Source organism: Cognatishimia sp. SS12, assembly GCF_028369055.1.
Classification (GTDB): domain Bacteria; phylum Pseudomonadota; class Alphaproteobacteria; order Rhodobacterales; family Rhodobacteraceae; genus Cognatishimia.
In genome coordinates, this window is the sequence record NZ_JAQNCZ010000001.1 from 764,968 (window position 1) to 790,036 (window position 25,069).

Here is a 25,069-nt window from a genome sequence, read left to right on the forward strand (position 1 = left end):
AAAGAACAACAAAAGCCGCCTTTCGGGGCGGTTTTTTTGTGGCTGGGGCCCGTGGCCGCGACAAAAGAAAACCGCATGGCCAAACGGCCACGCGGTTTCCGATGTGTTTATGCGCTAAAGCTTATTGTTCTGGTGCAATGCCCAAAGCTTCGCGGATGGTGCCAAGCGCGTCGCTCAGCAGCGCCGGATCGTCCTGAACACGCTGCAGCGTTTGCTCCAGTACCGTTTTCTGCAGGGCTGGCAGGTCGACACCCTCAAGCACTTTCGAGACAGCCTCCATGTTGAAGTTCTCAACAGTCAGAAGATCCGTCAGAGCCATGTCTTGGCCCTCAACCTCAACCATCGTGTCGGCGCTCAGCTCAGCATCCGCGGTGCCTTCCATCGCCTCGGTCTCGGCCATGGCTTCTGCGTCAGCTGTCGTCTCAGCATCCGTCGCGCCCTCGACCGCTTCGGCGGTCTCGCTCATCGCCTCTTCCGTGGCCTCGGCAGTCTCACTCATCGCTTCTTCGGTGGCTTGCGCCGTTTCGGCGACCGCCTCTTCAGTCGCTTCTGCAGTCTCGCTCGCGGCCTCTGCGGTGTCCTCAGCCATGTCTGCGGCGGTGGTTTCCGCAGTTTCGGCTGCGTTTTCGGTGAGGTTCAGCGCTTCGGACGCGGCGTTTTCCGCCTCAGCGACCAATTCGTCAGCCTTGTTTTGCGCTTCTTCAACCAATGCCTTGGCTTCATCCTGCACCTGCTGCACGGCCTCTTCCGCCGCTTCGGTCACAGCCTCAACCGCGGTTTCCACTTCGGCCTCAACCTCAGCAACGGTCTCTTCGGCCTCAACTGGGGCTGGCGCTGTCACTTCTGCTTCGGCCTGCACCGCGGTCGTTGTCTCGACCTCTGGCTCATCCGTAATTTGCCAAATGGCAACCCCGCCAACGACGGCTGCAACGGCAACCCAGATCAAATTCTTCATGGGATCTACTCCAATTCTATTGTCTTCTCGCGAATGCGAGACATATTTCCCGTGTCACATCAATTGTATCACGAAGAAAATAGAACAAGGGGAAAGCCGCGATATTTGCATCAAATCCGCTGATTATCGGGTTGAATCGGCTGAAAGCCACCTATAGTTTGTGGCATCAAATCTGCTAATTATTGAAGGATCAAAACCATAGCCCGCAGACCACATAACGCGCCTCCGCAGCGCGATACAGGCCCTCGCATCAATGATCGCATCCGTGCACCGGAAATTCGACTGATTGGCGCAGAAGGCGAAAACCACGGTGTAGTCAGCCCCGCCAAAGCCATGTCGCTGGCGCGTGAGGTCGATCTGGACCTGGTCGAAATTTCGCCAAATGCCACGCCGCCCGTCTGTAAGATCATGGACTATGGCAAGTTCAAATACGAACAGCAAAAGCGCGAATCCGAGGCGCGTAAAAAGCAAACCACCATTCAGGTGAAAGAGGTGAAATTCCGCCCCAACACCGACACGCATGACTACGAAGTCAAAATGCGCAATGTGGTTAAGTTCTTGGAAAAGGGTGACAAGGTCAAAGTGACCCTGCGCTTCCGTGGCCGTGAAATGGCGCACCAGAACCTGGGCCGTGAGCTGCTGGAACGTGTGGCCGAGGACACCAAGGAATTGGGCAAAGTCGAAAACTTCCCCAAGATGGAAGGCCGCCAGATGGTCATGCTGATTGGGCCGCTGGCGAAATAAGCCGCGCTCAATTTGACAGTTTGAAACCCCGGCCCTCGTGGTCGGGGTTTTGCTTTTGGCGACAGTTGGGTGCCTCAGCTGCGCCGCGTTTCAATATTTCTGAATTTGCTCGGCCTGACAGGTGATGTCGTAATACCCCGCCTTGTCTTTGACAAAGATATGTTTCGTCAGCTGCAAATCAGCCCCGGGATCGATGCAGCCTGCCGCAATGGCCAGCCGATCGCCGCCGCCCTTCATCTTGTAAAACAAGCTTGATCCGCACTCCGCGCAGAACCCGCGCTGCGCAAAGCCCGACGATTGATACCACCGCAGCCCCGACTTGTCCTGAAACACCAAAGCGCTTTCCTGCGCCACGGTCGAGGCCCAGACATGGCCGCTGGTGCGGCGGCACTGCGAACAATGACAGGCCGTCACCTCCCGCCGCACCGCAGTGACCGTAAATGTGACAGCCCCACATTCGCATCGCCCTGATGGCATCCTGACCTCCTGTCTTTTGTCCGCCCCGCAGCCTGCTGACGGACCGCGCAAATAGCAAGCCTCCTTTCATTCACCCAAAAGGTTGACTGATAGCGCGCGACATGTTATTCACCCATATGGTTGAACGAAGTGATGACGCCCAGCTCAGCGACATTCTGAAAGCCGCCAGCGATCCGACCCGACGCGCCCTGCTTACGCTGCTCGCGCAGCACGGCCCGTCGCGTGTGACCGCCCTGGCCCAGCATTTCGACATGAGCCTGAATTCCGTGTCCAAGCACATCAAAGTGCTGGAACGCGCCGGGTTGGTCGCACGCCGCACAGAATGGCGTGAACACATCATCGAGGTGCAAATGGCGCCGCTGCGGCGCATCGACACCTGGTTTGCCGACCTGCGCTCGATATGGGCCCTCCGCCTTGAGGCGCTGAATGAGATTTTGACAAAGGAGACTGCCAATGACGACTGACATCCGCAAAGACCTGCATCTCAGCGTGGATCATGTGATCAATGCCGCCCCCGAGGTGGTATATAACGCCTGGCTCAACCCGGAAACGCTGGCCAAATTCATGCGCCCTGCCCCCGGGATGGGCGCGCCCAAGGTCAGCAATGATCCGCGCGAAGGCGGCGCGTTTGAAATCATCATGAGCCCCGGTGATCAGCATCTGCCCCATCGCGGCATCTATCGCAAACTCTCACCCCATGATCAGATTGTCTTTACATGGGAAAGCGCCTTTTCCCCCGCCGGCTCCGAGGTCACGATTGATCTGCGCCCCGAAGGGGATGGCACCCATGTGACCCTGACCCATGTGACCTTCTTTGGCGAAGAAGAACGCGACAACCACCAGCAGGGTTGGGCGCAAATCCTGGCCACGCTGGCCGAAACTTTGGCCTGAAACACCCGGAAGGAGCGAGATCATGGAACCTCTGAATATCACCGCCGTTCTGGCCGGCACGGCCCTGTCCTTTGTGGCGGGCTGGGCCTATTACAGCCCCAAGGCGCTTGGGCGCAGCTGGGCGACAGGCAGCGGCATCAGCCCCGAGCCGCCAGCAACCCTGCCCTGGGCGGCCATGGCGCTGCAACTCATCGGGCTTTTTCTGCTGGCGCTTGTGGTTGGGCTGACCGCGCAAAGCAATGCGCTTTTCACCGCGATCTTTGCCATTCTGGCAGCGGCCGGCATGGTGATGGCGCAGGATGCCTTCAGCCAGAAATCCGGCACCGCCACCTTAATTGACGGCGGCTATGTGGTGCTTGCAGGGGTTTTGATGATCCTCTGTCAGGGCCTGCTCTGATTCAAACCCGCTGTGGCGTGCAGCGCTACAGTGATCGACATAGCCACAGACCTAATTTTTCATACCGCAGCCGTGCAAACCCCCTAGCACGGCTGCGTCATCTTGTGTAATCCGGCGACATGACCCAAAGCCTGACCATTGCCCGCCCCGATGACTGGCACCTGCACCTGCGCGATGGCGCAATGCTGCAAGCCGTCCTACCGGAATCCGCCCGCCATTTCGCCCGTGCCATCATCATGCCCAATCTGGTGCCGCCGGTTGTGACCCACGCCGATGCCGCAGCGTATCACCAGCGTATCCTGGCTGCCCTGCCGGCGGATCAGTCGTTTGACCCGCTGATGGTGCTCTACCTCACCGAAGAAACCGACCCCGAAGATGTCGCCGCCGCCCATGCCAGCGGTCTGGTCAAAGCGGTCAAGCTTTATCCCGCCGGGGCCACCACCAACTCTGCCTCTGGCGTGCAGGATTTTGACAAGGTGCGCGGCGTGCTGGAAAAAATGGCTGAAATCGGCCTGCCGCTCTGCGTGCATGGCGAAGTCACCAATTCCGACATCGACATCTTTGACCGCGAAGCTGTGTTCATTGACCGGGTGCTCGACCCCATTCGCCGCGCCACACCGGGCCTGCGGGTGGTGATGGAACATATCACCACTAAGGATGGCGTCGATTATGTCAAAGCCAACGACAGCGATCTGGGCGCAACCATCACCACGCACCATCTGATCATCAACCGCAACCACATCCTCGCAGGCGGCATCAAGCCGCATTACTACTGCCTGCCCGTGGCCAAACGCGAAAGCCACCGCCTTGCTCTGCGTGCCGCAGCAACCTCGGGGGATGCGCGGTTTTTCCTCGGCACGGATTCTGCGCCGCATATCGACCCGCTGAAAGAAAACGCCTGTGGCTGCGCCGGCTGTTTCACCGCCACCAATACCATGGCGCTGCTGGCCCATGTGTTCGAAGAAGAAGGCGCGCTGGATCAGCTGGAGAAATTCGCCTCGCGCAATGGCCCCGGTTTTTATGGCCTGCCCGTAAATACCGAGACTCTGACACTCACAAAGTCAGACCAACCAACACAATTCCCAGAAAAAATCGCCAGTGGCGACGGCCCTGTCACCGTCTTTGATCCGGGCTTCCCGGTCTACTGGGATGTCGCCTAGGCTTCATCTTTTCTCAAATACTCCCGCCGGAGGCGCCCGCGCCCTCGGCCCTTCCGCAGCTTCACAGTCTCAGCAAAGGACGCCCGCGCCATGATCCCGACCAGCTATCCTGCCAAAGAAGAAATCGCCCGCCTCACCGCGCGCATGCTTTTGGAAATCAAGGCCGTGAACTTCAACACCGACGAGCCGTTTATTCTGGCGTCTGGCCTGCCCTCGCCGAGCTATATCGACTGCCGCAAGCTGATCTCGTTCCCGCGTATCCGCAGCACGCTGATGGATTTCCTCAGCATCACAGTGATGCGCGAGGCGGGCTTTGAAGCCTTTGACAATATCGCTGGCGGGGAAACCGCGGGTATTCCTTTTGCGGCGCTGGTCGCCGATCGCATGGCGCTGCCGATGACCTATGTGCGCAAGAAACCCAAAGGCTATGGCCGCAACGCCCGGATCGAAGGCGCGATGAGCGACGGCGAGCGGGTGCTGCTGGTGGAAGATCTGACCACCGATGGCGGCTCCAAACTGTCGTTTGTCGATGCGATCCGCGACACTGGGGCGACCTGTGGCCATACGGCGGTGATTTTCTACTACGATATCTTCCCGGAAACCGAAAAAACGCTCGGCGATCACGGCGTGGCGCTGCATTACCTTTGCACCTGGTGGGATGTTCTGGCCGAAGCGCGGGCGCAAAATGCCTTTTCTGAAGAGACTTTGGCCGAGGTGGAGCGCTTCCTGAAGGATCCGCGCGCCTGGCAAGAGGCAAATAAACGCGACTAAACCTGTGGACAGATTGTGCATATCTTTCGCCGATTCTCTGATTCGGCGGCGAAAGGCCATGTCAGATTTGGCGGTTTCGCTGTGATGTGACACACTATCTAGGCGCAGCGCGAATCTGCGCCACCAAAGGTCAAAAAGACCCACAGGCTTATCCACGGGTTATCCCCGCAGATTTCAAGATAGGCGGCACCGGTGCTTCTGGCTACAAGAACAGCCAAGGACCATGCCGCAGACACCTAAGACCCGCGCATGACCGGGGGAGCAGTATGAACGAGATTTCGACCATCAATCCGGTTGGCCCAGAGACGCAGAATGCCGACCCGATGCCGCATTCCATTGAGGCTGAGCAACAGCTTTTGGGCGCGATCCTGACCAACAACGATATCTATGACCGCGTTGCCTCGGTGATCAACGCCAGCCATTTTTATGACCCGGTGCACGCCCGCATCTATGAGGTTGCCGCCGCGCGCATCGCCAAAAACAACCTCGCCTCCCCGGTGACGCTCAAAGCTTTCCTTGAGGATGACGAAGGTCTGAAAGAACTGGGCGGCCCGGCCTATCTGGCGCGCCTCGCCGGGGCAGCCATCTCGGCCTATGCGGCCAAAGACTATGCGCAGATGATCTATGACATGGCGATCCGCCGTGAACTCATCGGCCTTGGTCACACCATCGCGGACCGCGCACAGCAGATGGACGTAACCGAAGAGCCGCGCGAACAGATCGTTCAGGCGGAACAGGCGCTTTATAAACTTTCCGAGCAGGGCAAGACCGACAGTGGCTTTGTCTCCTTCCTGAAGGCGGTGACAGAAGCGGTGCAAACCGCCAACGCCGCCTATCAGCGGGATGGGGGGCTGGCCGGTGTCTCCACCGGGTTGATCGATCTAGATGCCAAACTGGGTGGGCTACATCCATCCGACTTGTTGATTCTCGCCGGGCGTCCGTCGATGGGGAAAACCTCGCTGGCGACCAACATCGCCTTTAACGTCGCCAAAGCCTATAAAAAGGGCATCCGCCCCGATGGCACCGAAGGCGCGGTCGAGGGCGGTATCGTCGGCTTTTACTCGCTTGAAATGAGCTCAGAACAGTTGGCGGCGCGGATTCTGTCGGAAGCCTCCGAGGTGCCCTCCCAGCAGATCCGCCGCGGCGACATGACCGAACAGGAATTCCGCCGTTTTGTCGATGCCGCCAAGGCGCTTGAGGCCTGCCCGCTTTACATCGACGACACCCCCGCCCTGCCCATCGCGCAGCTGGCGGCGCGGGCGCGGCGCCTCAAACGGACCCATGGGCTGGATGTGCTGATCATCGACTATCTGCAGCTCTGTCGCGGCACCGCAGAGAACCGTGTGCAGGAGATCGGCGAGATTTCCATGGGCATGAAAGCCATCGCCAAAGAACTCAACATCCCCGTCATCGCGCTCTCGCAGCTGTCGCGGTCGGTGGAAAGCCGGGATGACAAACGCCCGCAACTCTCAGACCTGCGTGAATCAGGCTCCATCGAGCAGGACGCCGACGTGGTCATGTTCGTTTTCCGGGAAGAATATTACAAAGAACGCGAAAAACCGGGCGAACATGACCTCGAAAAAATGGCCACGTGGCAGGAAGAGATGGAGCGGCTGCATGGCCGCGCCGAGGTAATTATTGGCAAGCAGCGTCACGGCCCCATCGGCACCGTGGATCTGTCGTTCGAAAGCCAATTCACCCGTTTTGGCAACCTGGTGAAGCCCTGGCAACAGGATCAGGGCGCGCATTGATCCGGGGCGCTGAGCTGCGGCGCAAGGTGGCAGAACCGACACGGTTTGCCACCGCCAGCGCCGCCGCCCTGAACGCATTGCCGGCAAAGCACAAAAGCGCTTGACCTGACGCGCTCGGCGCTTCAACAAACAGCCATGTCTACAGCAACGCTTTCCATTGATCTGTCTGCCCTTGTGCGCAATTGGCGCGCGCTGGATGCAAAATCCACTTGCGAGACTGGCGCCGTCGTCAAAGCCGATGGCTACGGTCTGGGGGTCGCCCGCGTCGCCCGCGCGCTGGCCCAGGCCGGGGTACGCAAATTTTTCGTGGCCGCCACCGAAGAAGGCGTCGCCGTGCGCCAAGCGCTTGGCCCGGGGCCGGAAATCAACGTCTTCTCCGGCCATATGCCCGGCGATACCGATATGATCCATGACATGCAGTTGACCCCGATGATCAATTCCATCGATCAAATGCTGCGCCATGTCGAAAGCCTGCCGGGCGCACCTTTTGGGGTGCAGCTGGACACCGGCATGAACCGCCTTGGCATGGAACCTGCCGAATGGGCCGCCCTGCGCGAGATCGCCGTGCAGCAAAACGCAACCCTAATCATGTCACATCTGGCTTGCGCGGATGAGCCGGAACACGCGATGAACGCCCAGCAGCTGGCGCAGTTCAAAGACATGACCTCCGGCCTGAACATCCCGCGCAGCCTCTCGGCGACCGGCGGCATCCTTTTGGGCAAAGACTATCACTTTGACCTGACCCGCCCCGGTGTTGGCCTTTACGGCGGTGCCCCTTTTGCCGATGCAGAGCCGGTGGCGCATGTGTCGATCCCGGTGATCCAATGCCGCGACCTGGAGGCTGGCGAAACCGTTGGCTACTCCAACACCTGGACCGCCGCGCGCCCAAGCCGTGTTGCCACCATTGCCGCTGGCTATGCCGATGGTCTGCTGCGCGCCATGGGCCCGGATATCTCGGTCTATCACGGCAGCGAGGCCTGCCCGGTCATCGGCCGCATTTCCATGGATATGATTGGCGTGGATATCACCGATCTCGGCGAAGACCCGCGCGAACTCGACATTCTGACCGAAGATCAGACCGTTGATGTTCTGGCTGAGGCCGCGGGCACCATCGGCTATGAAATCCTCACCTCGCTTGGCGCGCGCTATCAGCGGCGGTATCTCTCATGATCCTGCTCAGCCCGCTGCAGCATCTCGGACGCGCGGTTCTGGGACTGCTGGCCACCATCGGCCAGGTGGCGATTTTTGCCTTTGACGGGCTCAGCCACATGCTGCGCCCGCCGTTTTACTGGCGCGAGTTTCTCGCCGCGCTGTTGCAGATCGGCTGGCTGTCGCTGCCGGTGGTCGGGCTGACCGCCTTTTTCACCGGCGGTGCCCTTGCCTTGCAGATCTATGCTGGCGGCGCCCGTTTCAGCGCCGAAGCGGTCGTGCCGCAGATTGTCGCCATTGGCATGGTGCGCGAACTGGGCCCTGTTTTGGTCGGCCTGATGATTGCCGCGCGGGTCACATCCTCGATTGCCGCTGAAATCGCCACTATGAAAGTGACCGAGCAGATTGACGCGCTGGTGACACTTTCGACTCACCCGATGAAGTATCTCACCGCCCCGCGTGTGCTCGCCGCGTTGATTGTGGTGCCGATTTTGGTCGGCATTGGCGATATCATCGGCATTTTTGGCGGCTATGTGGTTGGGGTGCAACAGCTGGGGTTCAACTCTGCCAGCTATCTGAAAAACACCGCCGACTTTCTGGAGCTCTCTGACATCCTCAGCTCGCTGATCAAAGGGGCCGCGTTTGGCGGGATCGCCGCCACGATGGGCTGTTATTTCGGTATGCAATCCGGGCGCGGTGCCCAGGGCGTCGGCCAGGCCACCAAAGCCTCGGTTCAGGCCGCGGCGGTGCTGATCCTGGCGGCCAATTTCATTCTCACATCGGTGTTCTTCTCGTCATGATCACGCTGGAAAACGTTCACAAGAGCTTTGGGCCAAAACAGGTGCTGCGCGGGGTGGATCTGACGATCCCCAAAGGCGAAAGCATGGTGATCATCGGCGGCTCGGGCACTGGCAAATCGGTGGCCTTAAAATGCGTGCTGGGGCTGATCACCCCGGATCAGGGCCGCATCCTTGTCGATGGGCAGGACGCTGCCCGGGCCGAGCGGGATGCCTTTTTGGCGCGCTTTGGCATGCTGTTTCAGGGCGGCGCGCTGTTTGACAGTCTAAGTGTCTGGCAGAACGTGGCTTTTCGCCTGCTGCGCGGCTCTCTCAAACGGCCGAAAGCCGAGGCCCGCGAGATCGCGATCGAAAAACTGCGCCGCGTGGGGCTGACCCCGGATGTGGCGGATCTTTTCCCCTCAGAACTCTCGGGCGGCATGCAGAAACGGGTCGGACTGGCCCGCGCCATTGCCGCAGAACCAGAGATCATATTCTTTGATGAACCCACCACCGGGCTTGACCCGATCATGTCCGGCGTCATCAATGATCTGATCCGTGAAATCGTGGTGGAAATGGGTGCAACCGCCATGACCATCACCCACGACATGACCAGCGTGCGCGCCATCGCCGACAAGGTCGCCATGCTGCATGACGGCGTGATCAAATGGACAGGTCCCGTGGCGCAGCTGGACAGCAGCGGCGATCCGCATTTGGATCAGTTCATCCATGGCCGCGCCGAGGGGCCAATTGCCGCCGTGCGCTAGACCAAAACCCGCGCTTTTCAACACATAACATCGCAATTTCCCGCCCCCGCTTCGGAGGGTGAATTTTTTGCTTGCCAGCGCTCGACTCTCCCCCGTCGCGCCCTACTTCTTTGGCATCCGGTTGTTTATCAACAGAAATTTCTTGCCAGATAGGCAACCGGGTGAGAGGATAGAGACTAGGGGATAGAAAAATGGGTAATGGTTTCAGCAAGTTTCTGCTGACAGGTCTGGGTGTGATCCAGGCCTCAGCTTTGGTAATTCTTCTCGGTCTGGCTCTTGCCATGGGCCTTATGTCGGCGCTGGCCGCCTTGGGCGTCTGGCCTTGGCTTTCACTTGATCTGCGCTTTGGCGAAACGGAAATCGCCAATGCCGGCATGATTCTGCAACTTGGCCTGACGGCATTGGCCTTTGGCCTTTTTGCCTTCCTGCCCAGCCATAATCGCATCATGCAGCTTGAGCGCAGCCACCGTAAATTCCGCATGAATATGAAAGACGTGGCCGAGGCCTATTGGCTCAGCCACAGCGCCGACCGCGCCGATACTTTCAAACTTGCGGGGGAATTTGATTCTATTCGCGAACGCCTCACGCACATGCGCAATCATCCGGACCTCAAAGAACTGGAACCGGAGATCTTAGAGATCGCCGCCCAAATGTCGCATCAGTCGCGGGACCTGGCCAAAGTCTATTCTGACGAAAAAGTCGCCCGCGCCCGGCAGTTCCTTGAACAACGTCAAACCGAGGTCGACGCGCTGACAGATCGCATCGACATGGCGCAGCAGACCTGCGAAAGCCTGAAACGCTGGCTTGCCGATGTCGAAGCCGATGAGCGCAGCGCAGCAACGCAGATCGAGCGGCTGGAAGCCGATCTGATGGAGCTATTGCCCGAACTTGGCTATGAGCTGGACGACGATCCAACCATCGTCAAACTTGCCCCAAAAATGCCGGGCGACGACAAAAAGAAACGCCGCGATCAGTCACAGCCGAAACACTAGGCCCGCGCGCTTCATCTTTTCCAAAATACTCCCGCCGGAGGCAGCGCAACATCTGCCCCCGGCGCAGTCACCTCATAAACAGGTGTCGTTGCGCCGCAATTGCGCTACACCACGCGCATGTTGCGTATTCTCAATCTCGCCCTGCTTGTCCTCTTCCCCATCAGCTGGGCAGCGCCGTTGATGCGCGCGGGGCTGTTGCCGCTGTTTGGTCTGTCGGAAGTTTCCGTCCTCTCCGGTCTGGCGACGCTCTGGCACAGCGATATTGTGCTGGCGCTTCTGGTGGCGTTTTTTGCGCTATTCGCCCCCATATGCAAAACCATTCTTATCGCCCTGATCCATTTTGGCCGCGCGTCAGAAAACCTCTTGAAGCCATTAACAATACTCGGAAAATTTGCGATGGCTGATGTGTTCTTGATTGCGATATATATCGTTTTGGTCAAAGGCATCGGCCTTGGCCATGTGCAGACCGCCTGGGGGCTGTATTTGTTCACGGCCTGCATTTTTGCCTCGTTGATCATTAGCCATTTGACGCGCCGCCCATAAGGGGGCAAAACGAGAACATGGCAAAATCAAAACTCAGCTTTTCCTGTTCGGCCTGCGGGTCGGTGTTCAACAAATGGTCCGGGCGCTGCGATGGCTGCGGCGAATGGAACACCATTTCCGAAGACACCCCGATTTCTTCCGGCCCGTCCAGCGCCACGCTTGGGGCCTCCAAGGGCAAATCCATCGCGCTGACCGATCTGCGCACCGAGGAAGCCCCCCCACCCCGCACATTCTCGGGACTTTCAGAGCTGGACCGTGTTTTGGGCGGCGGGCTGGTGCCGGCCTCGGCTACATTGGTGGGCGGTGATCCAGGCATCGGCAAATCCACGCTGCTCTTGCAAGCGGCCGCGCAATTTGCCCGGCAGGGGCTGAAAACCATCTATGTCAGCGGCGAAGAGGCCTCCGCCCAGGTACGCATGCGCGCGCAGCGGCTCGGCTTGACCGATGCGCCGGTGCAACTGGCCGCAGAAACCAACCTGCGCGATATTCTGACCACGCTGGATGTGGAAAAGCCGCAGCTTGCCATCATTGATTCCATCCAAACCATGTGGAGCGATACGGTCGGCTCAGCCCCCGGATCGGTCAGTCAGGTGCGCGCGGCGGCGCATGAGCTGACCTCTTTTGCCAAACGCAAGAATATCGCTGTCATTCTGGTGGGCCATGTCACTAAGGACGGGCAGATTGCCGGGCCACGTGTGGTGGAACATATGGTTGACACGGTGCTCTATTTCGAAGGCGAGCGCGGCCATCAATTTCGCGTGCTGCGCGCGGTGAAAAACCGCTTTGGGGCCTCGGATGAAATTGGCGTGTTTGAAATGACTGGGCGCGGGCTGGCCGAAGTCACCAACCCCTCTGCGCTGTTTCTGTCAGAACGCGGCACGCCTGCGCCCGGCTCTGTTGTCTTTGCCGGGATTGAAGGCACGCGCCCGGTGCTTGTCGAACTGCAGGCGCTGGTCGCGCCCAGCCCGCACGCGCAGCCACGCCGCGCGGTTGTCGGTTGGGACAGCGCGCGCCTTGCGATGATTCTCGCAGTGCTCGAAGCGCGCTGCGGCATCCCCTTTACCGGGCTGGATGTCTATCTGAACGTCGCGGGCGGCATGAAGATCAGCGAGCCAGCCGCCGACCTCGCCGTGGCGGCCGCGCTGCTTTCGGCGCGCGAAGACGCCAGTATCCCCGCGGAAACCGTGGTATTTGGCGAAATTTCTCTCTCGGGCGCGCTGCGACCGGTCAGCCAGACAGAAAACAGGTTGAAAGAAGCCCAAAAACTTGGTTTCACCTCTGCAATAGCCCCAAAAGGGGGGAAATCGCCGGATGTGCCGGGCATGGCGCTCAACACTCTTGGGGATTTGACTCAATTCGTGGGCGACATATTTGGCGCTGGGTAGCGTCAAAACAGAGGGACAGGACTGAACTATGGATGGTTTCACCATTATCGACGGCGTTGTCGCGGGCGTCATTATTGTGTCTGCCTTGCTGGCCTATTCGCGCGGACTGGTACGCGAAGGCATGGCGATTGTGGGCTGGTTGGCCGCCGCTGTTTTGGCCTTTCTCTTTGCGCCGCAGATCGAACCTCTGGTGAAAGAGGTGCCCTATGTCGGCCAATATCTGGCAGACAGCTGCGAGCTGGGCATTATTGCCGGCTTTGCCGCGGTCTTCGCGGCCGCGCTGGTGGTGGTCTCACTCTTCACACCGCTGTTTTCCTCGCTGGTGCAGCGCACCGCTTTGGGCGGTCTGGATCAGGGGCTTGGCTTTCTCTTCGGGGTTTTGCGCGGCATTCTTCTCGTGGCGATTGCCTTTTTTGTCTATGAAACCGTTGTCACCAGCCAGGACATCCCGATGGTCGACAACAGCCGCTCCGCCGTGGTCTTTGCCCAGATGACCGGCCAGATCGAAGAACGCGACCCCGCCCAAGCACTGGGGTGGATCACCTCACAATACGAAGAGCTGGTGGGCCACTGCAGCGCATAAGCTGCACGGTACAATCGACGGTATGACAAAGCCCGGCCATGCGCCGGGCTTTTTTGGTGGGCTGGGGGTTAAGGCGGATAGCAGGCGAGAGGCCAAAGCGTCGGATGCTGCACCATGCACCGATGTCCGCTGCTCAAGCTATGGATATAAACCTGACAAAACTAAACCGGGTTTTGCAAAGGGCTTGTGGCTCAAGATTTTTAAAGGGATGGACAGGTTGTTTTTGATTTATTCATTTAAATCGTGAAGTAGCGCGTTGCGCATGATTGCCCATTGTATTGTTCTTCTTCCGATAGCCGTTTGAACATCCAAAGGGTATTCACGTGCAAATCGACGGGTGCTCCGATGTAGTTTGACGCCGCAGTGGCGGTGGTCAGAAGTTCAGCATACAAGAATGGGTTTTCCTCTTTCGTGACTAGGCCGGTGTCGGCGGTCCAGACAAAGGAAACGTCTGGCTTCGAGCTGTTATGTTCCGACCGAGAGATTCCAAAGGTTGCAATGTCCGTTACACGAATGGGCCAAATTTCTTTGCCAATGATGACACCCTCTGGATCACGCAGCACAACATCCGGTCTCAAGTAGCTGTTACCGAAGTCGACAAATGCCTCATAGCTCAGTTCGCTCCCATTTGGTAGTTTTACACACTGGCCAAACTTCAGCGAATATACCGAGACGAGCGCGCTTAGGGCTAGGCCACCTAGGATTGCAAAGCCACTCAATGTGACGATGAAGACGCGAAAAACTGAGATCATTCTGTATAACTGCTCCGAGTTGCATCTGCATAGATTCGCCCTTCGACCGAGCCGGACCATGTTCCGGTGATGGAATAGGGCTTCCCATCGCGAACACCTAGTCTTTGCGGGCCACCAGTTGGCAATCCAGTGCGGCCTCTCAAATAGTCGTTCAAAGGCCTGTGAATATTATCGTAGAGGATACTTCCGGGGCGGTAGTCATCTACTTCCACCCCGACGTCCAATGGGTCCGCGAATTCGTCATCAAGATAAAGGTCCAAGCTGCCTGAAAAGTCGATGATACCGTTTTGGGCCACGCTTTGCCCAGAGAATGATCCACCGATTGTGGTGTCGCCGATACTGAAGACAACTCCTGTCATATCATACGTATTTTCAAAGCCATAAGAGACGGATCCACCACGCGCACTTCTTGCTGCATCCGCTATTTGGTCTTGAAGTTCCTTTCCACGTCGATCAATGAAAGCTGATATGATCTTTTGACTATGCCCGATTTGCCTGAGCGTCACGCCACGTCCACCACCGTAAAAATAGTGATTTACGAAGTCAGTGTTAGACCAGCCGGACTTGGTGCCAACCCCATCGATGGAGAGGCGCAAATACTCGGATGTTTCCGGATAGTAGGGTTCTGCAGTGCATCGACAGTTGTAATCTTCTCCCGGATGGCCTCCAACAGGCGGATCGTCCCATGCAAAAACCTGTCCTTCTCGGTTAGCATGCGATGAGCGAACTTTTCCATCATTTCGGGTGCGCCAAATATAGTGGGCGGTTGGTCGCGCTCGCTTGACAGACAGTTCAATGGGCGTTCCTTTGCGAAGGTATGCCATAAACGCCGTTTTGTATAAGTTCTGATCGACGAACATCGTTGTGCCACCCTGTTGCAGTTACCGGTGATTATCGTTGTTCCGGTCAGCTAATTTTCCGTTAACCACTCGTACGCACTTTCAAAAGCAGCCCTTAGGGCAGCCACCATCAAAGCGCACAGTGTCCCCCACACCCGTCATCCCCCCCTTCCCCCTACGTCACGCTATTTGCCATAATCTCTGTTACCTTCGTGACATATTGCACGCGACCCACTAAGAGAGGCTCAAGTTTGACTATTGGATTCGGATCGCGCACTTGTCCCGCCTGTCGACACACGCTGGTATTAAAGCTGCCCCTATGGCTGCGCCCTATCTGGTGCCCTATGGCAGCGCGCATGCGAATGCCACCAAAGCCCCCCTCGTCTCTTCATCTGCAACGCGCCCGGTCTCTGGCGCGTTTTTTTGCGCCGTTTCGCGCCGCGCAGCATCGCAGAAGGCCCCGGGGGCCCATGATTTTTCTGACCAAACGCGAATCTGTGATACACATCTGGCAAAGCGGCGCGCGTTGCTGCCCCTTTCAGAGCAAAAGCAGATGCAACACCGACAACTGACCTGTGGAATTGGAGCCGATCTATGTGCGGGATTCTAGGCATCTCTAACCTGAATACTGATGTCTTTGCTGAAATTTACGACGGCCTGCTGATGTTGCAGCACCGCGGTCAGGATGCCTCTGGCATCGTCACCTACAATGGCGAATTCTTTCGCGAGAAAAAGGCCAACGGGCTCGTCAAAGACGTCTTTGGCCCGGCCGAGGCGGAAACACTGACCGGCCGCGTGGGCATTGGCCATGTGCGCTATCCGACTGCCGGCTCGCTCAGCGCAGCTGAGGCGCAGCCGTTTTTCGTCAATGCGCCCTATGGCATCTATCTGGTGCACAACGGCAATATCACCAACACCGCCGAGCAAAGCGCCAAGGTGACCGGCAAATACAGCCGTCATCTGCGCACCACCTCGGATTCCGAAATCCTGCTGAATGTTCTGGCCGATAAAATTTCGGACGCCATCAAGGTCAATGGCACCGGCGATGCGATCCGCAATGTTTTTGCCGGCGTGAAAATGACGATGGAGCGCGTGCAAGGGGCCTATTCGGTCATCACCATGATTGCGGGCGTTGGCCTCATGGCCTTCCGCGACCCGCATGGCATTCGCCCGCTTTCGGTCGGCAAACGCGCGGTCGCGGGTCAGGGCGATGATTATTGCTTTGCATCCGAAGATGTCGCCTTTGGCATCAACGGCTTTGAAAAGCTGCGCGATGTGAAGCCCGGTGAAGCGATCCTGATCGACATGGAGGGCCAGATGCACAGCTATCAGGCTGCCGAAGGCAAGCTGACGCCCTGCATCTTTGAATATGTCTATCTGGCGCGGCCGGATTCGATGCTCGACAAGATCTCTGTCTACAAATCGCAGACCCGTATGGGCATGACCCTCGCCAAACAAATCGCGGACAGCGGGCTGGAGATTGACACCATCATCCCAGTGCCTGATTCCGCGCGCCCCGTCGCGCTTGAGGTCGCCAATGCCACCGGCATCCGCTACCGCGAAGGTCTGGTGAAAAATCGCTATGTCGGGCGCACCTTTATTATGCCCGGTCAGGCAGAGCGCCAAAAATCCGTCCGCCGCAAGCTGAATGCGATCCCGTTGGAGTTCAAAGACAAGAACGTCCTGCTGATCGACGATTCCATTGTGCGCGGCAATACGATCAAAAAGATCGTTCAGATGTGCCGCGAAGCAGGCGCGAAAAAGGTCTATATCGCCAGCGCCTCGCCGCCGGTGAAATACCCGAACGTCTACGGGATCGATATGCCGACCAAACATGAACTGGTGGCCGATGGCCGCACAGTCGAAGAGATCCGTCAGGAACTGGGCGCAGATGCGCTGTTCTATCAGAAGCTCGAGGATCTGGTTTGGGCCGCTCAGGAAGGCAACCCGGAAATCGAGGCCTTTGATTGTTCTTGCTTTGACGGCAATTACATCACCGGCAGCGTCAGCGCCGATTATCTTGCCTCGCTGGAAACCACCTCGCGTGTCAGCGCCAAGATCAAAGATTTTCCAGATAAGGCCAGCAGCGACAAGGCTGCTGTCAACGGCTAAGCTTATGGCGCGGGGCGGACATCCTGTCAGGTTCCGGCCGCACCATTTTCTCTGCGCCCTGGGGTTTCAGGGCGCAGGCTATTCTGCCGCTTTTACCCGCAACATGAGCGAGATTGTCGATGGCACGCTGCGGGCCAAAGGCGGCGAACAAACGCGCATCACTGTCACCTTCGTGGCCGACAGCATCTGCACCCCCTGCCCCGAGCGCCGCGCACTGGGCTGCGTCAAGATCAATACCATTCGCGCGCTCGACGAACGCCACGCCAAGGCGCTTGGCCTGAAAAACGGCGATTGCATCACCTGGGGCGAGGCGCTGAAGCGCATCAAGAACAATGTGCCACCTGGCAGCCTTTCCCGCCTGTGCCAGAATTGCCAATGGCTGTCCTTGGGGGCCTGCGAGGCTGCGCTGGCGCGGCTGCATGCCGCAGATGGCCACAGCACCGCAGAATTGCCCACCGAGGGGTCTTGACCTTGTGGGCGCGGCCCCGCAAAGGAGTGTCATGACAGAGAAAATCGCATTAGTGACCGGCGCATCGCGTGGCTTGGGCTTTGCCTTTGCCGAAACGCTTGCGCCCGAATACCACATCGTCGCCGTCGGCCGCACCGTTGGTGGGCTTGAGGATCTGGACGACCGCATCAAGGCCAAAGGCGGCGCAGCGACGCTGGCCCCGATGGATATCACCAACACCGACGCCATGGCGCAACTGTGCCGCTCGATCTTTGATCGTTGGGGCAAGGTTGACCTTTGGGTGCATACCGCGGTGCATGGCGCGCCGCTGACCCCGGCGGGGCACATCGACCAGAAGGATTGGGCAAAATCCGTGGCCAGCAATGTCACCGCCACCGGGCAGCTCATTCCGTTTATGGCCCCGCTGTTGGACCATGAGGGGCACGCTGTGTTCTTTGACGATCCGCGCGGCGGCGAAAAATTCTTCGGCTCTTACGGGGCCACCAAAGCGGCGCAGATTGCCCTAGCCAAAAGCTGGCAGGCCGAAACTGCCAGCACCGGCCCCAAGGTTAGCATTCTGACCCCCAAGGGCATGCCCACCGGCACCCGCGCACGGTTTTTCCCCGGCGAGGACCGCGCAAACCTCAGCAGCCCGCAAGAGGAAGCGCGGCGACTGGTTGGGGAATTGGGCCTCTGAAGCGACCCGCCGCGCCGTTGCAATTCTGCGGCGCTTTCAGTGTTTTCCCTGCCCTCGCTTGCCGTGGGCAGGTTCCTCTTTTAGAGAAGGGAAAACACCTTGGGGGGCCGCATCACCATGCGCATATTGATCACCAATGATGATGGCATCAACGCCCCCGGCCTTCAGACACTGGCTGCGATAGCTGACGAGATTGCAGGCCCATCCGGCGAGGTTTGGACCGTTGCGCCAGCCTTTGAGCAATCGGGCGTTGCCCATGCCATCAGCTACACCCACCCCACCATGATTGCCCAAATGGGCGAACGCCGTTTCGCCGCTGAGGGCAGCCCGGCGGACTGCGTTTTGGCAGGTCTTTATGATGTGATGAAGGACACGCCACCCGATTTGGTGCTGTCCGGTGTCAACCGGGGCAACAACTCGGCGGAGAATACGCTCTATTCCGGGACCATTGGTGCCGCGATGGAGGCCGCGCTACAAGGGTTGCCGGCCATTGCCCTCTCGCAGTTTTACGGGCCGGGCAACCGAGATTTGGCTGATCCGTTTGAGGCGGCGGCCCAACATGGCGCTCGCATCATTCGCCGGCTTTTGGACCAACCTCGGGATGACGCCGCGCGCTATGGGCTGTTTTACAACGTCAATTTCCCGCCGGTTGCGGCAACAGAGGTCAAAGGCACCAAAGTGGTGGCGCAGGGACGCCGCGCGGTGAACTTCTCGGTCGAGGCGCAGGTCAGCCCCTCTGGGCGGCGCTTTCTTTGGGCGCGCACCGGCGATCAGCGCCAGCCCTCGGGCGCAAAAACCGATGCCACCGCCAATCTGGCGGGCTATATATCCGTCACCCCAATGCGCGCCGATCTGACCGCGCAGGATGCTTTGGACAGTTTGAAAGCGATTGAACATGACGGATGATATCGCGCAGCGCAAAATGCAATTCCTCTTTGCTCTGCGCAGCAAAGGCGTCACCGATGCGCGCGTGCTGACCGCAATGGAAAAAATTGACCGGGGCCATTTTGTCAAAGGCCTGTTTGCCGAGCGCGCCTATGAAGATACGCCGCTGCCCATTCCCTGCGGGCAGACCATCAGCCAGCCCTCTGTGGTCGGGTTGATGACACAGGCGCTGAATGTTTCGCCGCGCGACAAGGTTTTGGAGATCGGGACAGGCTCTGGCTATCAGGCCGCGATCCTTAGCCAGCTGGCGCGCCGTGTCTATACGGTGGATCGGCACCGCCGCCTTGTGGCGGGCGCACAAGAGGTGTTCACCGCGCTCGATCTAGCGAATGTCACAGCGTTCACCGCTGATGGCAGCTTTGGTCTGCCCGACCAGGCCCCCTTTGATCGCATCATCGTCACCGCCGCCGCCGAGGACGCCCCCGGCCCGCTGCTCGCGCAGCTCAAAGTGGGTGGCATCATGGTGCTGCCGGTCGGCCAGTCGGACACGGTGCAAAGCATGATCCGCGTGCTGCGGCATGAAAACGGTTTTGACTATGAAGAGCTGCGCCCAGTGCGCTTTGTCCCGCTGATTGAAGGCTTGGCGCGTGACAACTAGGCGTCTTTTTGCCTATAACACCCCCAACCACGGTTGAGCGCGGCATATTTCGTCGTTGCCACGTAGTATTGAACACGTAAAGAAGCCCCACACGATAGAAAAACCGGGGCTCAACGAGGATATCGAGATGACAGCCACCCTGCGTCCGCTGAAATCCACCGCTATGGCGGTGTCATTGTTTGGCCTGCTGGCCGCCTGCCAAGGGCCGTTTGATCTGGATTTGCGTGGCGGGTTAGGCCAGAGCCTTGACACCTCTGCGGCTGCCACAAGCGTCACAGCCCGCCGTCCACAACCGGACTCGCGCGGGGTCATTTCTTACCCGAATTATCAGGTCGCTCTGGCGCGGCGCGGCGACACGTTGGATGATGTGGCGCAGCGGGTCGGGATCAGCGCTGCGGAATTGTCTGAATACAACGCCATCGACCGGGGCGACCGGCTGCGCGCCGGCGAAGTCATCGCCCTGCCCCGCCGCATAGGCCAACCTGCGGATGGCTCTGGACAGGTGGTGCCGCCCTCTGATGTCGATATCACCTCGCTGGCGGGCAATGCGATCAACAACGCTGCCCCAACTGTTGCCACGGAAACCCTTGAACCCACGCAGACCGCCGCGCCGGTACCTGCCGATGCGCAGGTCGGCTATGAGCCGATCCGCCACACGGTGCAGCGCGGCGAAACCGCCTTTACCATCGCGCGGCTTTACAACGTACCAGTGCGCTCGCTTGCGGAATGGAACGGCCTTGGCACTGATTTCTCAATCCGGGAAAACCAGATCCTGCTGATCCCGCCGGCGCAGCCGTCGGCCCCTGCCAGCTCGCTGCGGCCCCAGACCCGCACCAGCAGCGCCACCAGCGCACCGGGACAAGGCAGCGTGACCCCCGTACCGCCAAGCGCGGCAAAACCGCTGCCCAAGAACACCTCTGCAGCGGCGGCCAGCAAACCGGCCTCGCCGGATCTATCCAAGACACAAACTGCCGCATCAAGCGCCAAAATGGGCTACCCGGTGGATGGCAAAATCATCCGCGCCTATAGCAAGGGCAAGAACAACGGTATCGATATTTCAGCGCCAGCGGGCAGCTCGGTCAAATCCGCCGCCGACGGCACGGTGGCTGCCATCACCACCGATGCCGATGACGTCACCATCGTGGTCGTGCGCCACCCGGGCAATATCATGACGGTCTATTACAACGTTGATGGCGTCACGGTTGCCAAGGGCAGCAGCGTGAAGCGCGGCCAGAAAATCGCGGCAGTGCCCGGCAAAGACAGCTATGTGCACTTTGAGGTGCGCAAGGGTTTTGACAGCGTCGATCCCATGCCCTACCTGCAGTAAGCCACTGATATTAAACAAAAGCCCCGCAGATCGCTGCGGGGCTTTTGTGTTTATGCCGTTCCATCATCGCTGAGCTTGACACCCCTGCGACCCGCAAGGTCAGTGAAATACTGCCAGGCCACCCGGCCCGAACGCGCACCGCGCGTCGCCTGCCATTCAATCGCCTCGGCCCGCAATGTCTCTGCGTCAATCTCAACCCCGTAGCTGTCGCAATAGCCGCGGATCATCGCAAGATATTCATCCTGACTACAGGGGTGGAACCCGAGCCACAGGCCAAAACGATCGGACAGCGAGACTTTTTCTTCGACCGCTTCGGAGGGATTGATGCTTGAGCTGCGTTCATTTTCAATCATGTCGCGCGGCATCAGGTGCCGACGATTTGAGGTCGCGTAAAACACCACATTGTCAGGCCGGCCCTCAATGCCGCCATCCAGCACCGCCTTGAGGCTTTTGTAGTGCTGATCGTCATGGGAAAACGACAGGTCGTCGCAAAACAGCAAAAACCGCTCGGCCCGGCCCCGCAAGAGGTTGAGGAGCCGCGACACGCTTGGCAAATCTTCGCGCTGAAGCTCGACAATCTTGAGCGGCAGCCCCTGGCGCAGCACTTCGGCATGGGCCGCTTTGACCAGCGAAGATTTCCCCATGCCGCGCGCGCCCCACAAAAGCGCATTGTTGGCCGGCAGGCCGCGGGCAAATTGCAGGGTGTTTTCCAGCAGCGTATCGCGCGAGCGGTTGATACCCACCAGCAGGTCAATCTCCATTCGGCTGACCTGCGGCACCGGGGTCAGCCGGTCAGGCTCCACATGCCAGACAAAGGCATCTGCCGCATCAAAATCCGGGGATGGAAGAGGCGCAGGTGCCATACGCTCCAGCGCCTCTGCTATACGTTTCAGGGTCTTACGATTTGGCATTTGAATCTATGTCATCTTCCAGATCTGCAAGGTCTTCGGCCTCTTCATCGTCAAAATACCCTTCTTCACGCAGTTTGGCGTCACGTTGTTTTTCCACCCGGCGCACAAGGAAGATCGATATTTCATACAGACCATAGACCACGACAAACAGGATCACCTGCGTAATCACATCCGGCGGCGTCACCAGCGCGGCAAGCACCAGAATGGCCACCACCGCATATTTGCGCACATTGCCCAGCCCCTCAGAGCTGACCAGCCCGGCCTTGCCCATCAGCGTCAGCAATACCGGCAGCTGAAAACACAGACCAAAGGCGACGATGAATTTGATCGTCAGATTCAGATATTCCTGGGCCGAGCCCTGAAACACCACGGACAGCCCCTGGCTGACCTCTTCGCCGACAACTGCCGTGCCATCCGCACCAAACTGTTGGAACCCAAGGAAAAAGTCGTAAGCCAGCGGCGTAACGACGTAAAATGCAAAGCTTGCCCCCAAGAGGAACATGAAGGGCGATGCCACCATAAAAGGCAAAAACGCATTCTTTTCATTGCGATAGAGACCCGGCGCAACAAAGCGCCACATCTGTAGCCCGATGTAAGGAAAGGCCAGGATAAAGCCGCCCAAGAAAGAAATCTTGATCGCAACGAAAAACCCTTCCTGTGGGCTGATGAAGATCAGATCACAATCCTGCCCCCGTTCAGCCAACACCTGACACAGCGGATGGGTCAGAAAGTTAAACAGCGGCGTTGCGACGGTAAAGCAGAGCACCATGCCCACCACAAAGGCGGCCACTGAATGGATCAGCCGCGTGCGCAGCTCTGCCAGATGTTCGATCAGGGGCGCGGCGCTGTCGTCAATCTCGTCCTGCATATTCTCGCTCTGGCTCATCAGCTGTCTTTCGTCTTATCAGCAGCGGGCGGTGTGTCAGGCTTGGGGGATTTTTTGCCCTCAAGGTCCAGCTCCGTCACAGATTTCGCGGCGGATTTCACCCCATCCATCGCCGATTTCGCCGGATTGCTGATGGTGTTCAGCCCATCGGTGGCTTTCTTAAAGCCCTCAGCAGCGTCTTTCACACCTGCCTCATCCGCCGCCTGGTTCATGGCATAGGAAAACTCCCGCGCCATGGCTTTGGCCTTGCCGACATACCGGCCGACTTGGCGGAACACCATGGGCAGATCCTTGGGCCCGATGACAATCAGCGCGACAACGCCAATCACCAGAAGTTCTGACCAGCCCAGATCCAACATCGGTTAGACCTTGTCTTTTTCATCGGCTGGCGTGACGTCTTTGGCGCCTGCGGCCATGTCGTCTTCCAGCTCTTTTGAGCCATCATCCACGCCTTTTTTGAATGCGGTGATGCCTTTGCCAACTTCGCCCATGAGCGAGCTGATTTTGCCGCGACCAAACAGCACCAGAACCACAACTGCAATCAAGAGAAGGCCCGGCAGGCCGATATTGTTAAACATGGTAGTCTCCCATCTTTGGGGCCAAAGCGGCCCGTAAATCGCATTTGGGCAAAGACTATGCCTTTGTGCGCCGGGCCGAAAGCAGCAAAGGGCGACCGTCACGGGGTTATCCATGCTTGTGCGAGTTCGTTACTGACATTAAACTGTCAGGAGTGAGTTGGCCGCCGCGCCCCGCCCCAAGTCAGAGATTCGAAATGCCGCAAAACCGACGTGCTGACCGCCAAAGCCGGCTCAGGTCCTTGATGGCCCTGCTGCAAGATGGCACATGCCACCGCGCCGAAGATCTGGCGGCGGTCAGCGGCGTGTCCGTGCGCACCATCTATCGCGATATGGAGCTGATGATGGCCAATGGCCTGCCGATCTCTGGCACGCCGGGCGAAGGCTACCGCGCCGCTGCGCGCGTGACGCTGCCGCCGATCCATCTGACCGAGCGCGAGCATGAGGCCTTACACATGGGTCTTGCGGCGATTGCCGCCAGCATGGAGGGACCGCTGGCGGCCGCGGCAGAAACATTGGCACAAAAACTCGACGATGCGCTGCCCGACAGCGCCGCAGGGCCGGCCGACGGGCTGTATGCCACCTATCCCTTTGCCGACACCGCAACCGGGTTTGCGCATCTGGCGTCGCTGCGCACGGCGCTGCGCGCCCGCCAACGGCTGCGCATCAGGGTTGCAGGCGATGCGCAATATGATGTCCGCCCACTCAAGCTTAGTTATTGGGGGCGGCTGTGGACGGTGATCTGCTATTGCGACACGCGCGAAGATTTTGTGGATCTGCGTGTGGATCAGATTGCGGATATCTCGATCCTGCCCGGCCTGTTTGTCGAAGAGCCGGGCAAGGATCTCGCAACTTATCAGCGCTCAAAAAGATGACTGAAGAGAGCGCCACAAAAGACTGAATTTCTTTGAAAAATCGCTCTGCCCTAAGGCGTTTTGAGCGACGCGATCTGGTTGTTTTTGCACCTGCGCCAAAAGCGGCGCGGCCTGCCATGTCAGCCGCAGCACCGCCGCCACATCCGGGCCCGCGCTGCGCAGGGTCTTGCGCGCCTGCATAAGGCCGCGCTGCGCCTCTGCCGCCATTTCTGCCAATCGTGCAGCGCGCCCATCCACCAGGGGAATGCGCTGCATCTCTTCCAGTTTCGGGATCGCCAGAAACCAGCGCGCCAAACCATCGGCATAGGCCATCTGGCGCAGGGCTGTTTCATCAGCGCCGCCCACCAGCGCCGTGGCCACCACCAAAAGATGCCCGGCCGTCTGATCAATATAACGTTTGAAATCGGCCTCATCTTCAAACGGGTCTTTGTAGATATCCCAACGCCGCGCCGCGACGCTTTCATCCAGCATCTGCGCTTGCGCTGGCGACAACAGCGCGGCGAGCGGCGTCACAACCTCATGGCGGCGCGGCTGTCGGCCCTCGGCAATCTCTTCGAGCGCATCGCGCCACCACTGCAGACGCATTTCGGCAATCATGCTTTCCTGCGTCACCCAGGGCGCGCGTGCCACTTCGACGTTGAAGGCGAGCAGCGGGAACAGTTTTTCCCGGATCGACACCGGGGCGGACATCACCGCCAAAAAGCGATCCGCATCCCCCCGCTCCACCAACCCAGCGCAGGCGGCGATATCGTCGTTCATCTTC

Annotated in this window: 30 protein-coding genes; 21 read left to right on the forward strand and 9 right to left on the reverse strand. The window is 58.9% G+C overall.

All coding sequences use genetic code 11. The features are described from left to right. Positions 1-121: 121 nt before the first annotated feature. Positions 122-955, reverse strand: coding sequence for a translation initiation factor 3 (locus N6L24_RS03785; RefSeq protein ID WP_271843300.1), 834 nt, complete (start codon positions 953-955; stop codon positions 122-124). Positions 956-1,240: 285 nt separating this feature from the next. Here N6L24_RS03785 and infC point away from each other — a divergent pair, with 285 nt between their 5' ends. Further along, on the forward strand, positions 1,241-1,699 hold the full coding sequence (gene infC, locus N6L24_RS03790; protein WP_334312310.1) for a translation initiation factor IF-3: 459 nt from the start codon (positions 1,241-1,243) through the stop codon (positions 1,697-1,699). Between the two features lie 90 nt (positions 1,700-1,789). Here infC and N6L24_RS03795 read toward each other — a convergent pair whose 3' ends face one another. Further along, the gene (locus N6L24_RS03795; protein WP_271843301.1) at positions 1,790-2,176 is read right to left on the reverse strand and encodes a GFA family protein; all 387 of its coding nucleotides are present in this window, start codon (positions 2,174-2,176) and stop codon (positions 1,790-1,792) included. A gap of 101 nt (positions 2,177-2,277) precedes the next feature. Between N6L24_RS03795 and N6L24_RS03800 the strand changes: the two genes are divergently transcribed. The 13 genes from N6L24_RS03800 (at position 2,278) to N6L24_RS03860 (ending at position 13,341) form a co-directional block, all read left to right on the forward strand. Then, positions 2,278-2,640, forward strand: coding sequence for an ArsR/SmtB family transcription factor (locus tag N6L24_RS03800; RefSeq protein WP_271843302.1), 363 nt, complete (start codon positions 2,278-2,280; stop codon positions 2,638-2,640). After that, positions 2,630-3,067 carry an SRPBCC family protein gene (locus N6L24_RS03805; protein WP_271843303.1) on the forward strand — a complete coding sequence of 146 codons (438 nt, stop codon included), beginning with the start codon at positions 2,630-2,632 and terminating at the stop codon, positions 3,065-3,067. Before N6L24_RS03800 ends, N6L24_RS03805 begins: the two co-directional genes overlap by 11 nt. A 22-nt stretch (positions 3,068-3,089) precedes the next feature. Then, on the forward strand, positions 3,090-3,464 hold the full coding sequence (locus N6L24_RS03810) for a DUF1761 domain-containing protein (RefSeq protein WP_271843304.1): 375 nt from the start codon (positions 3,090-3,092) through the stop codon (positions 3,462-3,464). A 119-nt stretch (positions 3,465-3,583) separates the two neighbouring features. Next, positions 3,584-4,624, forward strand: coding sequence for a dihydroorotase (gene pyrC / locus N6L24_RS03815; protein ID WP_271843305.1), 1,041 nt, complete (start codon positions 3,584-3,586; stop codon positions 4,622-4,624). Positions 4,625-4,714: 90 nt separating this feature from the next. Beyond that, positions 4,715-5,395: an orotate phosphoribosyltransferase gene (locus N6L24_RS03820; RefSeq protein ID WP_271843306.1), complete on the forward strand. Its 681-nt coding sequence runs from the start codon at positions 4,715-4,717 to the stop codon at positions 5,393-5,395. Between the two features lie 266 nt (positions 5,396-5,661). Beyond that, the gene (locus N6L24_RS03825; RefSeq protein ID WP_271843307.1) at positions 5,662-7,146 is read left to right on the forward strand and encodes a replicative DNA helicase; all 1,485 of its coding nucleotides are present in this window, start codon (positions 5,662-5,664) and stop codon (positions 7,144-7,146) included. Positions 7,147-7,281: 135 nt separating this feature from the next. After that, positions 7,282-8,316, forward strand: a complete 1,035-nt coding sequence (gene alr, locus N6L24_RS03830; RefSeq protein WP_271843308.1) for an alanine racemase — start codon at positions 7,282-7,284, stop codon at positions 8,314-8,316. Continuing rightward, the gene (locus tag N6L24_RS03835) at positions 8,313-9,095 is read left to right on the forward strand and encodes an MlaE family ABC transporter permease (protein ID WP_271843309.1); all 783 of its coding nucleotides are present in this window, start codon (positions 8,313-8,315) and stop codon (positions 9,093-9,095) included. The genes alr and N6L24_RS03835 overlap by 4 nt, the downstream gene beginning before the upstream one ends. After that, positions 9,092-9,838 carry an ABC transporter ATP-binding protein gene (locus tag N6L24_RS03840; RefSeq protein WP_271843310.1) on the forward strand — a complete coding sequence of 249 codons (747 nt, stop codon included), beginning with the start codon at positions 9,092-9,094 and terminating at the stop codon, positions 9,836-9,838. The genes N6L24_RS03835 and N6L24_RS03840 overlap by 4 nt, the downstream gene beginning before the upstream one ends. A 191-nt stretch (positions 9,839-10,029) precedes the next feature. Beyond that, positions 10,030-10,830 carry a DNA repair protein gene (locus N6L24_RS03845; RefSeq protein WP_271843311.1) on the forward strand — a complete coding sequence of 267 codons (801 nt, stop codon included), beginning with the start codon at positions 10,030-10,032 and terminating at the stop codon, positions 10,828-10,830. 117 nt (positions 10,831-10,947) lie between these two features. Next, the gene (locus tag N6L24_RS03850; protein ID WP_271843473.1) at positions 10,948-11,373 is read left to right on the forward strand and encodes a paraquat-inducible protein A; all 426 of its coding nucleotides are present in this window, start codon (positions 10,948-10,950) and stop codon (positions 11,371-11,373) included. A 17-nt stretch (positions 11,374-11,390) separates the two neighbouring features. Continuing rightward, a complete protein-coding gene (radA, locus tag N6L24_RS03855; RefSeq protein ID WP_271843312.1) occupies positions 11,391-12,758 on the forward strand; it encodes a DNA repair protein RadA in 1,368 nt (455 codons plus the stop codon). A gap of 28 nt (positions 12,759-12,786) precedes the next feature. Beyond that, on the forward strand, positions 12,787-13,341 hold the full coding sequence (locus N6L24_RS03860) for a CvpA family protein (protein ID WP_271843313.1): 555 nt from the start codon (positions 12,787-12,789) through the stop codon (positions 13,339-13,341). A gap of 236 nt (positions 13,342-13,577) precedes the next feature. Here N6L24_RS03860 and N6L24_RS03865 read toward each other — a convergent pair whose 3' ends face one another. Both N6L24_RS03865 and N6L24_RS03870 read right to left on the reverse strand, forming a co-directional pair. After that, positions 13,578-14,093 (reverse strand): hypothetical protein, encoded by a 516-nt coding sequence (locus N6L24_RS03865; protein WP_271843314.1) that lies wholly within the window; start codon positions 14,091-14,093, stop codon positions 13,578-13,580. After that, positions 14,090-14,953 (reverse strand): minor capsid protein, encoded by an 864-nt coding sequence (locus tag N6L24_RS03870; RefSeq protein WP_271843315.1) that lies wholly within the window; start codon positions 14,951-14,953, stop codon positions 14,090-14,092. Before N6L24_RS03870 ends, N6L24_RS03865 begins: the two co-directional genes overlap by 4 nt. A gap of 573 nt (positions 14,954-15,526) precedes the next feature. On the opposite strand from N6L24_RS03870, the gene purF reads away from it, so the two are divergent. From purF to N6L24_RS03900, 6 genes are all read left to right on the forward strand, one after another. Further along, positions 15,527-17,044 (forward strand): amidophosphoribosyltransferase, encoded by a 1,518-nt coding sequence (purF, locus tag N6L24_RS03875; RefSeq protein ID WP_271843316.1) that lies wholly within the window; start codon positions 15,527-15,529, stop codon positions 17,042-17,044. Between the two features lie 4 nt (positions 17,045-17,048). Beyond that, a complete protein-coding gene (locus N6L24_RS03880) occupies positions 17,049-17,513 on the forward strand; it encodes a DUF1284 domain-containing protein (RefSeq protein ID WP_271843317.1) in 465 nt (154 codons plus the stop codon). Between the two features lie 31 nt (positions 17,514-17,544). Further along, on the forward strand, positions 17,545-18,189 hold the full coding sequence (locus N6L24_RS03885) for an SDR family NAD(P)-dependent oxidoreductase (protein ID WP_271843318.1): 645 nt from the start codon (positions 17,545-17,547) through the stop codon (positions 18,187-18,189). A gap of 117 nt (positions 18,190-18,306) precedes the next feature. Next, positions 18,307-19,095 (forward strand): 5'/3'-nucleotidase SurE, encoded by a 789-nt coding sequence (surE, locus tag N6L24_RS03890; protein ID WP_271843319.1) that lies wholly within the window; start codon positions 18,307-18,309, stop codon positions 19,093-19,095. After that, positions 19,085-19,732 carry a protein-L-isoaspartate(D-aspartate) O-methyltransferase gene (locus N6L24_RS03895; protein ID WP_271843320.1) on the forward strand — a complete coding sequence of 216 codons (648 nt, stop codon included), beginning with the start codon at positions 19,085-19,087 and terminating at the stop codon, positions 19,730-19,732. The genes surE and N6L24_RS03895 overlap by 11 nt, the downstream gene beginning before the upstream one ends. Positions 19,733-19,859: 127 nt before the next feature. Beyond that, on the forward strand, positions 19,860-21,059 hold the full coding sequence (locus N6L24_RS03900; RefSeq protein ID WP_271843321.1) for a peptidoglycan DD-metalloendopeptidase family protein: 1,200 nt from the start codon (positions 19,860-19,862) through the stop codon (positions 21,057-21,059). A 50-nt stretch (positions 21,060-21,109) separates the two neighbouring features. Here the strand turns inward: N6L24_RS03900 and N6L24_RS03905 are convergent, their stop codons facing one another. Genes N6L24_RS03905 through N6L24_RS03920 form a run of 4 tightly spaced genes read right to left on the reverse strand, consistent with a single transcriptional unit; the run spans position 21,110 to position 23,434 of the window. After that, entirely contained in the window at positions 21,110-21,970 is an 861-nt protein-coding gene (locus tag N6L24_RS03905; RefSeq protein ID WP_271843322.1) for an ATP-binding protein, read from the reverse strand. Beyond that, a complete protein-coding gene (tatC, locus tag N6L24_RS03910; protein ID WP_271843323.1) occupies positions 21,957-22,856 on the reverse strand; it encodes a twin-arginine translocase subunit TatC in 900 nt (299 codons plus the stop codon). Before tatC ends, N6L24_RS03905 begins: the two co-directional genes overlap by 14 nt. After that, positions 22,856-23,215 carry a Sec-independent protein translocase protein TatB gene (gene tatB / locus N6L24_RS03915; protein WP_442872572.1) on the reverse strand — a complete coding sequence of 120 codons (360 nt, stop codon included), beginning with the start codon at positions 23,213-23,215 and terminating at the stop codon, positions 22,856-22,858. The genes tatC and tatB overlap by 1 nt, the downstream gene beginning before the upstream one ends. A gap of 3 nt (positions 23,216-23,218) precedes the next feature. Beyond that, on the reverse strand, positions 23,219-23,434 hold the full coding sequence (locus N6L24_RS03920) for a twin-arginine translocase TatA/TatE family subunit (RefSeq protein WP_271843324.1): 216 nt from the start codon (positions 23,432-23,434) through the stop codon (positions 23,219-23,221). Positions 23,435-23,628: 194 nt separating this feature from the next. Between N6L24_RS03920 and N6L24_RS03925 the strand changes: the two genes are divergently transcribed. Then, positions 23,629-24,306, forward strand: a complete 678-nt coding sequence (locus N6L24_RS03925) for a helix-turn-helix transcriptional regulator (RefSeq protein WP_271843325.1) — start codon at positions 23,629-23,631, stop codon at positions 24,304-24,306. On the opposite strand, the gene N6L24_RS03930 is transcribed toward N6L24_RS03925, so the two are convergent. Next, a complete protein-coding gene (locus N6L24_RS03930; protein ID WP_334312309.1) occupies positions 24,295-25,065 on the reverse strand; it encodes a squalene/phytoene synthase family protein in 771 nt (256 codons plus the stop codon). The two genes, N6L24_RS03925 and N6L24_RS03930, sit on opposite strands and share 12 nt — an antisense overlap. Between the last annotated feature and the right edge of the window lie 4 nt (positions 25,066-25,069).